Here is a 13,484-nt window from a genome sequence, read left to right on the forward strand (position 1 = left end):
CGCTCTGCATCTCGCGAATGGAGATACACATGGCCTCGATCATGACCAACACCTCGGCGATGACCGCGCTGCAGACGCTGCGCCGCGTGACCGACGATCTGGCGACCACCCAGGATCGCATCTCGACCGGTCTCAAGGTCAACAACGCCAAGGACAACGCCGCCTACTGGTCCATCGCCACGACCATGCGCGCCGACGTCGCCGGCTTCAAGGCGGTGAAGGAATCGCTGGAACTGGGTTCGGGCACGACCAACACCGCGTCGGTGGCGTCCAAGAACATCGTCGAAAATCTGCAGACGCTGAAGGCCCGCGTCATCGCCGGCCAGACCAACGGCGTCGACAAGTCGCTGATCCAGAACGACATCGACCAGCTCGTCAAGCTGGTGAAGGGTGCCGCCGCCGACGCCTCCTTCAACGGCGACAACCTGCTGCGCATCACCTACTCCAACGACGGCACGGCCAAGGACCAGAACGTCGACATCCTGGCGTCGCTGAGCCGCAGCGCCGGCACGGTCGATCCGAGCTACATCAGCTTCCAGCGCCAGGACATGCAGGTCACCTCGATCGTCGGCAAGGCCACGATCGAGCAGCAGGTGGACTCCACCAACGACCTGAAGGCCAGCGTCGGCATCGCCATCGGTGCGCCGGACACCACCTTCATCGACGGCCAGAACCTGGGCCTGGGCAACCTGACCCTGAACGTCACCAACGAGGCGGGCACCAAGACCGCCGTGACGGTGGACCTGTCGGGCATCGACTACACCACGGACCTGGCGACCACCCAGGGCCTGATCGAGACCGCGGTCAACGCGGCCCTGACCACGGCCGGCGGCGACTTCCAGGTGGCCTTCAACGGCGACAAGCTGGAATTCACCGACCAGGACCTGAACACCGACGGCAACTTCACCGCCAAGGTGGACAGCCTGTGGGTCGGTTCGAAGGAAAGCGACGCCTTCGGAGGCCTGGCCGACCTGACGCAGATCGACGTGACCTCCAACGCCACCAAGTCGCTCGAGGTCATCAACGGCCTGCTCGACAAGGCCATCGGCAAGGCCGCGGTGATCGGTTCCATCGAGAACCGCGTGTCGGTGCAGAACGACTTCGTGTCGAAGCTGACCGACTCGATGAACAAGGGCATCGGCTCCCTGGTGGACGCCGACATGAACGAGGAATCGAGCCGCCTGCAGGCCCTCCAGGTCCAGCAGCAGCTCGCCACCCAGGCGCTGTCGATCGCCAACCAGGGTCCGCAGAACATTCTCTCGCTGTTCCGCTAACCCGGTCCGGCCGGCGTCCCGCTCCCGACGGGGCGCCGGCCATTTTCTCGTCTCACATCCAGTCCCAGCCCCATTCCGGCGCCCCCGTGCGCGTTGCATAAGGTGCGACCATGAGCATCGCCGCCTACCAGCAGACGATGGCCGAGTGCGAAGACCCGCGCCGCATCGAATATCTGGTCTTCCTCCGCATCACCCTGGATCTGGAGGCCAACCGCGACGCCGGCTGGCGGTCGGCGGCGCTGAAGGACGCGCTGTGGCGCAACCTGGAACTCTGGAACACGCTGCGCGCCGACCTTCTGGAGGACGGCAACGCGCTGCCCGAGGCGCTGCGCGCCGGGCTGGTCTCGCTGTCCTTCTCGGTGGCGCGCCAGACCACCCAGGTGCTGCGCGGCGAGGCCGACGCGGGCACGCTGATCGACATCAACCGGTCGGTCATGCGCGGCCTGCAGGGCGTGGCCCGCACGGAGGCCCCCGCTCCGATGGAGGCGTCCTATGGCGCTTAAGCTCCGTCTCAAGCCCTGTGAGCGCGTGGTCATCAACGGCTGCGTCGTGCAGAACGAGAACCGCCGCTACACCCTGACCGTCAGCAACTTCGCCCAGATCATCCGCGGCAGCGACATCATGCAGGAGGACGAGGCCGACACCCCCGTCCGCCGCGCCTATTTCGTGATCCAGAGCATGCTTCTGGACCCCCAGGCCGCGGAGGAGTACGGCAGCGTCGTCGCCGGCATGATGGCGAAGCTCTACACCGCCTTCATGCATCCGGAGATGCAGGACCGCATCATGCAGGCGATGCGCAACGTCAGCGACCGCGACTACTACAAGGCGCTGGCCTGCCTGCGGCCGGTGATGGCCTACGAGGACGGGCTGCTGAACGCGCAGCGCCCCCCACGGGACGAGCGCGCCCCCGAGACTCGCGTGGAGGCGTGACCGCCATGCCCGCACCCATCCAGGGATTGACCGGCGGCGTGTCCGGCGTCAACGGCGAGCGCGGCACCGCCAGCGCCGACCTGATCGCCGAAGCCCGCCAGCGCCAGGCCGACCGCCTGCGCGCCGCCCAGGCCGAAGCCGTCAAGGCCACCGAGGTGGTCGAGGAAACCCGCGCGCCGGCGGAATCCGACAACGGCCGCCGGCCCGACCCCATCCCGCCCTACCGAGTCAACCTCGACCCCGGCACGGGCCGCCTGTCCACCGAGGTGCTCGACACCCACACCGGCGAGGTGATCCTGCGCATCCCGCCCTCCTACGCCGATCCGGCTGAGGATGCGGCGGAGGAGAGCGGGCGGCCGAAGGCCCCGGAGGTGAAGGCATGAGCACGCTCCAGGACTATCGCCAGATCGTCCGCAACCAGGACCGCCACGACGCGATGATCCGCTCGCGCCCCGACGTGAAGCGCAACATCGCCTATTTCGAGGCCAACATCGGCAAGATCTCCAGCGCCGAGGAATTGCTGAAGGACGACAAACTCTACCGCTTCGTCATGGTGGCCTTCGACCTGGAAAGCCAGACCTACGCGCGTGCTCTCATCCGCAAGGTGCTGGACCAGGGGGTGAAGGACCCGGAGGCGCTGGCCAACCGCATGAACGACGCCAAGTTCAAGGAGATGGCCACCGTCCTGTCCTTCAAGGAGACGGGCGGCGCCACGCTGAAGGAGCCGGCGATCGTCAAGGCCATCGTCGACCGTTACGTCGACGTGTCGCTGGAGGTGAAGGCGGAGGAGAGCAATCCGGCAGTCCGTCTGGCGCTCTACTTCGACCGCAAGGCGCCGCGCATCACCAACTGGTATCAGGTGATGGCCGACCGCGCGCTCCAGAAGGTGGTCTTCACTGCGCTCGACATTCCCGAGCAGTCGGCGCTGGGCGACCTCGACCGGCTGGTCGACAAGCTGAAGAAGCGCTTCGACATCGCCGACTTCAAGGATCCGGCCAAGCTCGGGAAGTTCCTGGACCGCTTCTCGGCCATGTACGACCTGAAGAACGGCGGGCCCGCCGGGGCCTCCACAAATCTCCCCTACATCGGGCCGATCAACAGCCGCGGACGCTCCTCGATCATCGCCATCGACCCGTCCATCACCATGTCGCTGCTGAACTTCCCGCGCTTCTGAGCGGCGGCGTTCCGGCAGGCCGAATTTCGGGAGATTGGCTGTGCAGCCGAGCCGACAGGCCAGGCCGCCGGGCACTTGGCCGCACGTCGTGGCCCTGCTGCCCGGCCCGGACGACCGGGACGAGGACACCGCCCGCGACTCCCTTCATATCCTGCCGATGACCATCCTGCCGCTGGAGACTCCGGGCCTGCGCCGGGCGCGGCTGATCAAGAACGTCCGGCTCCAGACGGTGGTGGAGCTGTTCAACGACGTCCACGCCGGCAGCGGGCAGGTGGTGCCCAGCCAGTTGCCGCTGCATTTCGGCAACCGTTCGCCCGAACTGGACCGCGACCTGCTGATGATCGGGCAGATCGCCCAGGCCGCCAGCTTCGACGTCTATTCCCTGCGCATCGAGCTGCGCCGCCTGAAGATCGCGGTGGACGAGCACGCCGCCCTGCGCCTGTCGCAGCGCCGGAAGGACCAGCTCACCCGCTACATGCGCGTCTTCACCCGCCCGCTGATCGAAAGCGTCTACGGCAGCGACGATGTGCAGGTGCAGAATGTCGAGGACCTGATCCGCCTGTTCGCCGAACCCGATCTGGCGGAGGTGCGCCGCCGGCTGACCATGATGGCCGACCGGCTGGACATCGCCATGGCCGACATCCCGGCCTTCCTGGAGGAATACGGCGACATCTTCCTGTCGCTGGCCTATTTCAAGCAGTGCCTGGACGAGATCGTCCCCGACGTGCAAGCCTTCCTGGCCTGGATGGACGCGGTGCGCGGCTTCAGCGAGGTCCGCCGCGACGCCCGCCACTCCCGGATGCTGGACGAGGTGGGGCGCGACCTGACGGAGATCGCCGCCTCGATCACTGGGCGGTTCGAGAGCTTCGACAACCGCTCCAAGGACTTCTGGCGCAACATCAACGCCCAGAGCTTTCGCAGCATCCGCGACCTGATCACCAACCACCACGTCACCATCGGCGGGGTGCTGTGCGGGCTGGCGGTGAAGATGGCCCTTTGGAAGGCCCGTTTCTCCAGCGGCGGCGGCCCGGTCCGCCGGCTGGAGTTCATCCGCTCCGAAATCCTGCCGGGCCTGTCGCACATCCGCTCCCTGGAACGCTCGGCGCGGAGCGGGGGGCGGTAAGGCCCCCGGCATTCCACAGACCTCCTACCGGCGCCGTGCGGCGAGCTGCAGGGCGGTGGCCGCCGCGGCGACGGCGATGCCCAGACCGGTCACCGCGGTCCAGCCCCCGGAGTTCCAGGCCAGCGTTGCCGCACTCGACCCCAGCGCGCCGCCCAGGAACATGCCGCCCATGAAGATGGTGTTCAACCGGGCGCGGGCTTCGGGACGCAGGGCGTAGACGATGTGCTGGTTCGACACCAGGGCCGCCTGGACCGCGAAGTCGAGCAGAATCACCCCGGCGACCAGACCGGCGACCGACGTCCATAGCCCGAACAGCAGCCAGGACGCGAGCGTCAGCAGCGTGCCCAGCAGGATCACCCGGTGCGGCCCGCTGCGGTCGGCGATCCGCCCGGCCATCGGAGCGGCCAGGATGCCGACCGCGCCGACGATGCCGAACAGCCCCGCGGCGTCGGCGCCCAGGCCGAAGCGCGGCTCGGCCAGACGCAGCGCCAGGATGGTCCAGAAGGTGGTGAAGGCGGCGAACAGCAGCCCCTGGGTGACCGCGGCCAGCCGCAGGGCCGGGAACTCCCGCCACAGATGGACCAGCGAACGCATCAGCGCCGGGTAACGCAAGGACGCGTTCGGGTGGCTGCGCGGCAGCATGACGGCCATCAGCGCGGCCGCGGCCAGCGCCAGCGGCACGGCCAGCCAGAACATGGCGCGCCAGCCCTCGTGCGTCCCGACGAAGCCGGCCAGCGTGCGGCTCAGCAGGATGCCGGTCAGAACCCCCGACATGACGGTTCCCACCGCCGCCCCGCGCCGTTGCGGCGAGGCGAGATGGGCGGCGAAGGGGACGATCTGCTGCGCCACCGTCGCCGAGACGCCGAGCAGCAGCGAGGCGGCGACCAGCAGGGCCGGACCCTGCGCCAGCGCCGTCGCGACCAGCGCCGCGGCGAGCAGCAGAAACTGCCCGACGATCAGCCGCCGCCGCTCCACCAGATCGCCCAGCGGCACCAGCAGGAGCAGGCCGGCGGCGTAGCCCAGTTGCGTGGCGGTCGGGATCATGCCGGTCAGCGGGCCGGGCAGGTCGCCTTCGATCAGGCCCAGCATGGGCTGGTTGTAATAGATGTTCGCGACGGCCAGCCCCGCGGCGGTCGCCATGGCGAAGGTCAGTCCGCGACCGAGCCGGGTCTGTTCCGGTGCGTGGGAGGACACTGTGTCGGCGATGCTCATAATCCACGATCCTTTCCCAAGATCCCCTCTCCCCTCTAGGGAAAGGGTTAGGGTGAGGGGGTTGCGCTTGTGCCGGACGTAGCGCCGTGGCGGGACCCCCTCACCGGCCCTCCGGGCCACCCTCTCCCCAGAGGGGAGAGGGCTACTGAGCCCAAGGCGATGATTTCTGAAACGGACCCTATCGCACTTTCACAATCCGCATCAGTCATGCAGAATGAAGGGCCTGCGTATCGGAACATGAAGCAATGGATCTCGCCGGACTCGCCGTTCTGGTGGAAGCCGCCCAAGCCGGCAGCTTGGCCAGCGCGGCGCGGCGGCTGGGCATCTCGCCGCTGATGGCGACCCGGCGGCTGGCCGCGCTGGAGGACGTCCTGGGCGCGCGGCTCATGCAGCGGACCACCCGCTCCCTCGCGCTGACGCCGGAGGGGGAGGCGATGCTGCCCTTCGCCCAGGCGATGCTGGAGAACGAGGCGGCAGCGCGGGCCAGCGTCCGACCGTCCTCCGCCGGGGCGTCGGGGCTGCTGCGGCTGACCGCCTCAGCCGCCTTCGGGCGCAAGGTGGTGGTGCCGGTGGTCGCGGAGTTTCTGACGGACAACCCGCAGGTCTCGGTCGATCTGCTGCTGACCGACACGGTGGTGGACATCGTCGGGCAGGGGATCGACCTCGCCATCCGCATCGCCCATCTGAAGGACAGCGCGCTGATCGCGCGGCGGCTGGCCGACAACCCGCGGGGCCTCTATGCCACGCCCGGCTATCTGGCGGCCCGCGGCGCCCCCGCCGCCGTCGCGGATCTGGCGGAACACGAGTGCCTGTGCCTGTCCGGCACGACCCATTGGAGCTTCGTGGGGGACGGGCGGGAGCGGCGCATCCGGGTGCGCGGCCGCTTCACCGCCAACTCCATCGAGGGGTTGCGGGACATCTGCCTCGCCGGGCTTGGCATCGCCGTCCTGTCCGAGTGGGACGTGCGGGAGGAGGCGGCGCGCGGCGCGCTGGTCGCGCTCCGCCTCTGCGATGGCGAGCTTGAGCCGCTGGCGGTGTGGGGCGTCCACCCCTCGGCGCGCTTCGTGCCGCCGAAGGTGCGGCTGTTCATGGACGCGCTGGCGAAGGCGTTGCGCTGAACCGGGTCAGAGTCGGACGGCCGGGCGGTCCGCCGGTTGGGTGGCATGCAGTTCGTAGAGCTTCGCGAGGATTTGCGGGGCGGGCTGCTCCGCCTTGGGCGCTGGTGCGTCCGCCGCGGCGTCGGTGCTCGGCGCCTTGCGGGAAAGCGCTTCCGCCAGCACGGCGGGGGACGGGCGATGGTCCGCCGGCGGCTCTTGCGCCGGACCGGCGAGGAAGGGCAGGGGTGGCGCGTTGGCCGGTGCGTCCTTCGCCGGGCTTGTCGTCTCCTCGGCGCCGCCCTCCGCCAGGGCGACGAGGTGGCCCAGCGGGTCATCGCCGGTCACCGCCTCGAAGGCGGCCATGGCGGCGCTGCCCAGCAGGCCGACGGGGCCGCCGAACAGGAAGCCGCCGGCCAGCCGCGCCGGCAGGCCGATATCGTCGCCGGTGGCATGGCGGTAGACCTGCGATACCCCCGGCAGGTGTTGCAGCGGATTTACCGCGTCCAGCAGGTCCCCGAAATCCAGGCTGAGGTCCGTCGCCTCCTGTTTGGTCGGGGCCTTCACGGCGTCCCGTGCGGCGGTGGTCGGGGCAAGCGCGCGGGCGGCGAGCGCGGTGGCGTTGGTCATGGCGTGGCTCCGGCGGGAACGGCGAGGATGCGGTCGAGGATGCGGAAGGAGTCGAGGGACGGCGTGGCATCGTCCTTGCCCTGGCGCAGGAACTCCTCCAGCGCCGGGTTCAGCGCGACGGCGTCGTCCACCTCCGCGTCGGTGCCCTGCTTGTAGGCGCCGATGCGCACCAGCTCCCGCATGTTGTCGTAGGTGGCGGCGAGGCTCCGCGCGCGGCGCAGCAGGGCGTTCTGCTCCGCCGTGTGGCAGCCGGGAAGCAGGCGCGACACGCTGCGCAGCACGTTGACGGCGGGGTAGCGCCCCTGCTCGGCGATGCGGCGGTCCAGAACGACGTGGCCGTCCAGGATGCCGCGCACCGCGTCGGCGATGGGCTCGTCATGGTCGTCGCCGTCCACCAGCACGGTGAAGATGCCGGTGATGTCGCCCTGACCCTCCTGCCCCGGCCCGGCGCGCTCCATCAGCTTGGGCAGTTCGGCGAAGACGCTGGGCGGGTAGCTCTTGGCGGTCGGCGGCTCCCCGGCGGCCAGCCCGATCTCGCGCTGGGCCATGGCGAAGCGCGTCACGCTGTCGATGAGGCAGAGGACGTGCAGGCCGCGGTCGCGCAACTCCTCCGCCACGGTCAGGCAGAGATGGGCGGCCTGCCGGCGCATCAGCGGCGGCTCGTCCGAGGTGGCGACGACGATGACGGAGCGGGCGAGGCCGTCCGCCCCCAGATCGTCCTGGATGAACTCCTGCACCTCGCGCCCGCGCTCACCGACCAGCCCGATCACGATGGCGTCGGCCCCGGCGTGGCGGGCGACCATCGACAGCAAGGTCGACTTGCCGACACCCGACCCGGCGAAGACGCCCATGCGCTGGCCGCGGCAAATGGGCGTGAAGACATCGATGGCGCGCACGCCGGTGTCCATCTTCGCCCCCACTCGGCGGCGGGCGTAGGCCGGCGGCGGGGCGGCGCGCAGCGAGCGGGCGTGATGGCCGTTGCGCAAGGGGCCGCGCCCGTCGATCGGCTCCCCCAGCGCGTTGACCACGCGGCCCAGCCAGCCGGGGCCGGGGCGCAGCGTGAAGGCGGTGTCGTCGGTAACGGCGGCGCATCCCTCCGCCACGCCGTCGAGGTTGTCGAAGGCCATCAGCAGCGTGCGGCCCTGGCGGAAGCCGATGGTCTCGCACAGCAGCCGCTGGCCGCGCGCCGTCTCCGCCCAGCATTTGTCGCCCACCGCCAGGACGCGGCGCAGCCCCTCCACCTCCAGCGTCATGCCGGTGGCGCTGCGGATCTCGCCGCGCCAGGATCGGGTCGGCATCCGCTCGATCTCGGACAGAAGGTTGGAAAGCACGCGCATCGCCGGGACGTCTCCGCCGTGTCGGAATGCGGTGATCCTGACACGAGGATTTTAAATCCGGTTTTAAACGCCGGGAGTCATCTTGGTCCTGCCTTGCTTTCCGGCTTTGCGATAGGGCCGTTCCAATGGATTTTAGCAATATTTCGGTGTTTCGGCTGACCGGCGCGCGCCTCGATTACTTGGCGGAGCGGCAGAAGCTGATCGCCGCCAACGTCGTGAATGCCAACACGCCCGGCTACCAGCCGAAGGACCTGAAGCCCTTCGCGGCGCTGATGGACGGCCCGCAGACGGTGGCGCCCGTGCTCACCTCGCCCATGCACCTGACCGGCTTCAACCCGTCCGGCGCGGTGCAGGAGGCGCGCAAGCCCGATCAGTGGGAAACCACGCCGGACGGCAACGCCGTGTCGCTGGAGCAGGAGATGACCAAGGGCAGCGAGACGCGCGACGCCTTCGCCCTGACCGCCGGCCTGTTCCAGCGCAACCTGCAGATCCTGCGCGCCGCCTGGCGCGCCGGCTGACGACTTCGGAGTCCCCTCCCATGCTCACCGATCCCCTCGCCGCGACGATGCGGATCGCCAGTTCGGGCCTGCAGGCGCAGGGCACCCGGCTGCGCGTGGTCGCTGAAAATATTGCCAATTCCGACTCCACCGCCATGACCGCGGGCGGCGATCCCTACCGCCGCAAGACTGTCTCCTTTGCCACCACGATGGACCGCGCCGCCGGTTCGGAGATCGTGAAGGTCAAGCAGATCGGCCGCGACCGCAGCGACTTCCAGCTCGTCTACGAGCCCTCGCACCCCGCCGCCGACGAGAAGGGCTACGTCAAGCGCCCGAACGTCCAGCCGCTGATCGAGATGATGGACATGCGCGAGGCCAGCCGCTCCTTCGAGGCGAGCGTCAACGTCATCGAGCAGTCGCGGACCATGATGAGCCGCATGATCGACCTTCTGCGCGGCTGAGGAGACCCAAGAGCATGATCGAACCCATCGGCCGCGCCGCCGCCGCCTACGGCCTCCACCGCGCGCCCCTGGCCCAGCCGGCGCCCGCCGCGTCGCTCGCCACGCCTCCTGCGGCTGCTGCTGTGGCGTCGCCGTCCGCCGAGACAGCGGCGTCGGCGGAAAGCAGCTTCGGCGCCTTCCTCGACCGTCAGGTGTCGCAGGCGGTGGAGACGCTGAACGAGGGCGAGCGGATGTCCGTCGCCGCCGTCGCCGGCAAGGCCGGCACGCACGAGGTCGTGCGCTCCGTGCTCGCCGCCGAGATGACCGTGCAGACGGTCGTGTCGATCCGCGACCGCATGGTGCAGGCCTATCAGGACGTCATGCGGATGGCGATTTGAGCTGTGCGGTGGTTGGAGCGTTATCGCCCCCACCCTAACCCTCCCCCGCTTCGCAGGGGAGGGGATGAACTCCCTCTCCTGCGAAGCGGGGGAGGGAAGGGGTCCGCGAAGCGGGAAGGGTGGGGGCAACACGCTCCCCCAGGAGAACCCCATGAACGAAGCCGACGTGCTGGAAGTCCTGCGCACGGGCATCTGGACGATGCTGCTGATCGCCGCGCCGCCGCTGGTCATCGCGGTCCTGGTGGGCGTGGCGATCTCGCTGATCCAGGCGCTGACCCAGGTGCAGGAGATGACGCTGACCTTCGTGCCGAAGATCGTCGCCATCCTGGTCACCACCGTTCTGGCGCTGCCCTTCATGTACGGCGCCCTGACCACCTACGCCGACCGGCTGGGCAGCCTGATCGTCGCGGTGCGGTGACATGCGCCGGCTGGCCGGACTGGCGGCGCTGCTCCTGGCCGGAACCGCAACCGCCGCGGACGTGAAGCCACCGGCCGCGCAGATCGGCACATGGTCCACCGCCCTCTACGCGCCGCGCGTCCTGCCCGCGCGCAGCCTGCCGCCGGAAGCCGCCTGCATCGACGCCATCCTGGCGGCGGAGCGCGAGGCGGGGGTGACCGACCACATGCTGCTCGCCATGGGCTTCACCGAGGCCGGGCGGATGACCGCCGACCGGCTGTTCACCGTCTGGCCCTGGACCGTCAACACCGAAGGCGCCTCCCACTACTTCCCGACGCGGGAGGAGGCCATCGCCTTCGTGCGCGCGGCGCAGGCGCGGGGCACGCGCTCCATCGACGTCGGTTGCCTTCAGGTCAATCTGAAATGGCACCCCGACGCCTTCCCCGACCTGGAGACCGCCTTCGACCCGCGCGCCAACGCCCGTTACGCCGCGCGCTTTCTGGGCGACCTGCACCGCGCGCAGGGAACGCTGGACGCCGCCATCGCCCGCTACCACTCCGCCCAGTCGGAGCGCGGGACGGCCTACCGCGAGCGGGTCGGCGGCAACCGACGCTGGGTGGCCGGCGCCATGGATTACCTGAAGACGCTGGCCGCCGGTCCCCAAACCGCCGGCCCCCAAGCGGCTCCCGGCGCGCTGCCCGCCTGGGGCAAGGCGGAACTGAGCCGGCTGTCCTTCCTGTCCAGCCTCTACGCCAACGCGGTGGTGAAACCGCTGTTGCCGGCGGCGGAGTAGCGCAGACGTAAAAGCCGGTTTTACCGCGGGGCGCTAGCGTACCAACGGTGCCGCACCCTGGAGTTCCCGCATGGCTTTCACGGACACCTTCCGGAACCGGATGACCAGCCTCGGCGATGCCGGGCTGGCGAACCGCGACGTGCTGTTCGCGCTGGCCATCCTGCTGGTGCTGGCCGTGCTGTTCCTGCCGGTGCCGACCTGGTTCCTCGACCTCGGGCTGACGCTGTCGCTGGCGGTCAGCGTACTGATCCTGATGGTCTCGCTGTGGATCAGCAAACCGCTGGACTTCTCCTCCTTCCCGACCGTGCTGCTGGTCGTCACGGTGCTGCGGCTGGCGCTGAACATCGCGTCCACCCGCCTGATCCTCAGCCACGGGCACACCGGCCCGTCCGCCGCCGGCCATGTGATCGAGGGCTTCAGCCAGTTCATCATGGGCGGCAACTTCGTGATCGGCGTGGTGATCTTCGCCATCCTGATCGTCATCAACTTCGTGGTCATCACCAAGGGTGCCTCCCGCATCGCGGAGGTCGGCGCGCGTTTCACGCTGGACGCCATTCCCGGCAAGCAGATGGCCATCGACGCCGACCTGTCCGCCGGCATGATCGACGACGTCGAGGCCCGCCGCCGCCGCAAGGAGCTGGAGGACGAGAGCACCTTCTTCGGCGCCATGGACGGCGCGTCGAAGTTCGTGCGCGGCGACGCGGTGGCCGGGCTGGTCATCACCGCCATCAACGTGCTGGGCGGCATGGCCATCGGCATGGCGCAGCAGGGCATGTCCTTCGAGTCCGCGGCGTCGGTCTACACCATCCTGACGGTGGGCGACGGTCTGGCCACGCAGATCCCGGCGCTGGTCGTCTCGCTGGCCGCCGGCCTGCTGGTGACCAAGGGCGGCAACGTCGGTTCCGCCGATCAGGCGGTGCTCGCCCAGCTCGGCGGCTATCCCAAGGCGCTGATGGTGGCGGGCGGGCTGCTCGTCACGCTGGGCGTGACGCCGGGCCTGCCCGCCGCCCCCTTCGTCCTGCTTGGTGGCGGCTTCGGCGCGGCGGGCTGGTACGCGATGCGCGGCAAGATGCGCCGCGCCGCACTCGCCCGGTTGGAGGAAAGCCGCAAGACGCCCACCGCCCCGGCCGAGGAAGCGGTGGAGGACATGCTGAAGGTGGACGAGCTGAAGGTGGAGGTCGGCAACCACCTCGTCCCGCTGATCCTCAACAAGAACGGCCCGCTGACCGGCAAGGTGAAGACGCTGCGCAAGCGCTTCGCCAAGGAGTTCGGCTTCATCCTGCCGTCGGTGCGCATCAAGGACAGCAGCTTCCTGCCGCCCAAGGGCTACGTCGTCAGCGTGATGGGCGTCGAGGTGGCGAGCGGCGAGGTGCGGCCCAAGCAGCTTCTCGCCATCGACCCGTCCGGCGGGGCGGCCCCCGACCTGCCCGGCGAGGCGACGCGGGAGCCGACCTTCAACCTCCAGGCCCGCTGGATCGACCCGGCCCGCCACGAGGAGGCCATCGCCAAGGGCTACACGGTTGTCGACCCGGAAAGCGTCATCACCACCCACCTGACCGAGGTCATCAAGGACCATCTCTCGACCCTGCTGACCTTCGCGGCCATGCAGAAGCTGCTCGACGGGCTGGGACGGGAGTACCAGAAGCTGATCGCCGACATGGTGCCCTCCCGCATCACGCTGGTGGTGGTGCAGCGCGTGCTCCAGGCGCTGCTGGCGGAGCGGGTGTCGATCCGCAACCTGCCGGCCATCGTCGAGGCCATCGCCGAGGCGGTGAACTGGACGCGCAACATCACGCTGGTCACCGAGCATGTGCGGGCGCGGCTGGGCCAGCAGATCTGCCAGTCGCTGACAGCACCCGACGGCTTCGTCCCGGTCATCGTCCTGACCCCGCGCTGGGAACAGGCGCTCCAGCAGAGCGTCATCGCGGAGGGCGAGGACCGCCGATTCGCCATGCCGCCGACCCAGGTGCAGGAGTTCCTGACGGCGCTGCGCATCACCATCCAGAAGCACGCCACGCCGCAGGTCTGGCCGGCGCTGCTGGTCGGGGCGGAGGTGCGGCCCTTCGTACGCTCCCTGCTGGAGCGGGTCAGCCCGATGACCCCGGTCATCAGCCACGCCGAGCTGCACCGCAAGGTGTCCGTCAAGACGATCGACCAAGTGTGAAGGGCCGGGAAGTAAGGAACA

At 69.4% G+C, this 13,484-nt stretch carries 16 protein-coding genes; 13 read left to right on the plus strand and 3 right to left on the minus strand.

The features are described from left to right. Positions 1-29 precede the first annotated feature (29 nt). The 6 genes from H1Q64_RS34055 to H1Q64_RS31975 all read left to right on the plus strand — a co-directional run bounded on the left by H1Q64_RS34055 (position 30) and on the right by H1Q64_RS31975 (position 4,501). On the plus strand, positions 30-1,274 hold the full coding sequence (locus H1Q64_RS34055; RefSeq protein WP_035682206.1) for a flagellin: 1,245 nt from the start codon (positions 30-32) through the stop codon (positions 1,272-1,274). Between the two features lie 110 nt (positions 1,275-1,384). Continuing rightward, positions 1,385-1,777 carry a flagellar biosynthesis regulator FlaF gene (gene flaF / locus H1Q64_RS31955; protein ID WP_145703452.1) on the plus strand — a complete coding sequence of 131 codons (393 nt, stop codon included), beginning with the start codon at positions 1,385-1,387 and terminating at the stop codon, positions 1,775-1,777. Continuing rightward, complete coding sequence (locus H1Q64_RS31960) at positions 1,767-2,204, plus strand: flagellar biosynthesis repressor FlbT (protein ID WP_149167335.1); 438 nt, start codon at positions 1,767-1,769, stop codon at positions 2,202-2,204. The genes flaF and H1Q64_RS31960 overlap by 11 nt, the downstream gene beginning before the upstream one ends. A 5-nt stretch (positions 2,205-2,209) precedes the next feature. Further along, positions 2,210-2,587: a flagellar protein FlaG gene (locus H1Q64_RS31965; RefSeq protein WP_237907845.1), complete on the plus strand. Its 378-nt coding sequence runs from the start codon at positions 2,210-2,212 to the stop codon at positions 2,585-2,587. Further along, positions 2,584-3,378 (plus strand): DUF1217 domain-containing protein, encoded by a 795-nt coding sequence (locus tag H1Q64_RS31970; RefSeq protein ID WP_237907846.1) that lies wholly within the window; start codon positions 2,584-2,586, stop codon positions 3,376-3,378. The genes H1Q64_RS31965 and H1Q64_RS31970 overlap by 4 nt, the downstream gene beginning before the upstream one ends. An 88-nt stretch (positions 3,379-3,466) precedes the next feature. Further along, complete coding sequence (locus tag H1Q64_RS31975; RefSeq protein WP_237908185.1) at positions 3,467-4,501, plus strand: hypothetical protein; 1,035 nt, start codon at positions 3,467-3,469, stop codon at positions 4,499-4,501. 24 nt (positions 4,502-4,525) lie between these two features. Here the strand turns inward: H1Q64_RS31975 and H1Q64_RS31980 are convergent, their stop codons facing one another. Continuing rightward, complete coding sequence (locus H1Q64_RS31980; protein ID WP_237907847.1) at positions 4,526-5,713, minus strand: MFS transporter; 1,188 nt, start codon at positions 5,711-5,713, stop codon at positions 4,526-4,528. A gap of 245 nt (positions 5,714-5,958) precedes the next feature. Here H1Q64_RS31980 and H1Q64_RS31985 point away from each other — a divergent pair, with 245 nt between their 5' ends. Beyond that, positions 5,959-6,831, plus strand: a complete 873-nt coding sequence (locus H1Q64_RS31985; RefSeq protein WP_237907848.1) for a LysR family transcriptional regulator — start codon at positions 5,959-5,961, stop codon at positions 6,829-6,831. A 6-nt stretch (positions 6,832-6,837) separates the two neighbouring features. On the opposite strand, the gene H1Q64_RS31990 is transcribed toward H1Q64_RS31985, so the two are convergent. After that, complete coding sequence (locus H1Q64_RS31990; protein WP_237907849.1) at positions 6,838-7,437, minus strand: hypothetical protein; 600 nt, start codon at positions 7,435-7,437, stop codon at positions 6,838-6,840. Then, positions 7,434-8,774: a flagellar protein export ATPase FliI gene (gene fliI / locus H1Q64_RS31995; protein WP_237907850.1), complete on the minus strand. Its 1,341-nt coding sequence runs from the start codon at positions 8,772-8,774 to the stop codon at positions 7,434-7,436. Before fliI ends, H1Q64_RS31990 begins: the two co-directional genes overlap by 4 nt. A 125-nt stretch (positions 8,775-8,899) precedes the next feature. Here fliI and H1Q64_RS32000 point away from each other — a divergent pair, with 125 nt between their 5' ends. The 6 genes from H1Q64_RS32000 (at position 8,900) to flhA (ending at position 13,463) form a co-directional block, all read left to right on the plus strand. Next, positions 8,900-9,292, plus strand: coding sequence for a flagellar basal body rod protein FlgB (locus tag H1Q64_RS32000; protein WP_237907851.1), 393 nt, complete (start codon positions 8,900-8,902; stop codon positions 9,290-9,292). 20 nt (positions 9,293-9,312) lie between these two features. Further along, complete coding sequence (gene flgC, locus H1Q64_RS32005) at positions 9,313-9,732, plus strand: flagellar basal body rod protein FlgC (protein ID WP_237907852.1); 420 nt, start codon at positions 9,313-9,315, stop codon at positions 9,730-9,732. A gap of 14 nt (positions 9,733-9,746) precedes the next feature. Next, on the plus strand, positions 9,747-10,109 hold the full coding sequence (locus tag H1Q64_RS32010) for a flagellar hook-basal body complex protein FliE (protein ID WP_237907853.1): 363 nt from the start codon (positions 9,747-9,749) through the stop codon (positions 10,107-10,109). A gap of 151 nt (positions 10,110-10,260) precedes the next feature. Beyond that, positions 10,261-10,527, plus strand: coding sequence for a flagellar biosynthesis protein FliQ (fliQ, locus tag H1Q64_RS32015; RefSeq protein WP_145626159.1), 267 nt, complete (start codon positions 10,261-10,263; stop codon positions 10,525-10,527). A 1-nt stretch (position 10,528) separates the two neighbouring features. After that, positions 10,529-11,299: a lytic transglycosylase domain-containing protein gene (locus tag H1Q64_RS32020; RefSeq protein ID WP_237907854.1), complete on the plus strand. Its 771-nt coding sequence runs from the start codon at positions 10,529-10,531 to the stop codon at positions 11,297-11,299. 70 nt (positions 11,300-11,369) lie between these two features. Then, positions 11,370-13,463: a flagellar biosynthesis protein FlhA gene (gene flhA / locus H1Q64_RS32025; RefSeq protein ID WP_237907855.1), complete on the plus strand. Its 2,094-nt coding sequence runs from the start codon at positions 11,370-11,372 to the stop codon at positions 13,461-13,463. Positions 13,464-13,484 lie beyond the last annotated feature (21 nt).

Origin of the sequence: Azospirillum brasilense (assembly GCF_022023855.1) — a bacterium.
Classification (GTDB): domain Bacteria; phylum Pseudomonadota; class Alphaproteobacteria; order Azospirillales; family Azospirillaceae; genus Azospirillum; species Azospirillum brasilense_F.

Bases quoted from the DNA above. Each gene is read 5' to 3' on its own strand.
- H1Q64_RS34055 (WP_035682206.1), top strand. From the start codon at position 30: ATGGCCTCGATCATGACCAACACCTCGGCGATGACCGCGCTGCAGACG.
- flaF (WP_145703452.1), top strand. From the start codon at position 1,385: ATGAGCATCGCCGCCTACCAGCAGACGATGGCCGAGTGCGAAGACCCG.
- H1Q64_RS31960 (WP_149167335.1), top strand. From the start codon at position 1,767: ATGGCGCTTAAGCTCCGTCTCAAGCCCTGTGAGCGCGTGGTCATCAAC.
- H1Q64_RS31965 (WP_237907845.1), top strand. From the start codon at position 2,210: ATGCCCGCACCCATCCAGGGATTGACCGGCGGCGTGTCCGGCGTCAAC.
- H1Q64_RS31970 (WP_237907846.1), top strand. From the start codon at position 2,584: ATGAGCACGCTCCAGGACTATCGCCAGATCGTCCGCAACCAGGACCGC.
- H1Q64_RS31980 (WP_237907847.1), bottom strand. From the start codon at position 5,713: ATGAGCATCGCCGACACAGTGTCCTCCCACGCACCGGAACAGACCCGG.
- H1Q64_RS31985 (WP_237907848.1), top strand. From the start codon at position 5,959: ATGGATCTCGCCGGACTCGCCGTTCTGGTGGAAGCCGCCCAAGCCGGC.
- H1Q64_RS31990 (WP_237907849.1), bottom strand. From the start codon at position 7,437: ATGACCAACGCCACCGCGCTCGCCGCCCGCGCGCTTGCCCCGACCACC.
- fliI (WP_237907850.1), bottom strand. From the start codon at position 8,774: ATGCGCGTGCTTTCCAACCTTCTGTCCGAGATCGAGCGGATGCCGACC.
- H1Q64_RS32000 (WP_237907851.1), top strand. From the start codon at position 8,900: ATGGATTTTAGCAATATTTCGGTGTTTCGGCTGACCGGCGCGCGCCTC.
- flgC (WP_237907852.1), top strand. From the start codon at position 9,313: ATGCTCACCGATCCCCTCGCCGCGACGATGCGGATCGCCAGTTCGGGC.
- H1Q64_RS32010 (WP_237907853.1), top strand. From the start codon at position 9,747: ATGATCGAACCCATCGGCCGCGCCGCCGCCGCCTACGGCCTCCACCGC.
- fliQ (WP_145626159.1), top strand. From the start codon at position 10,261: ATGAACGAAGCCGACGTGCTGGAAGTCCTGCGCACGGGCATCTGGACG.
- H1Q64_RS32020 (WP_237907854.1), top strand. From the start codon at position 10,529: ATGCGCCGGCTGGCCGGACTGGCGGCGCTGCTCCTGGCCGGAACCGCA.
- flhA (WP_237907855.1), top strand. From the start codon at position 11,370: ATGGCTTTCACGGACACCTTCCGGAACCGGATGACCAGCCTCGGCGAT.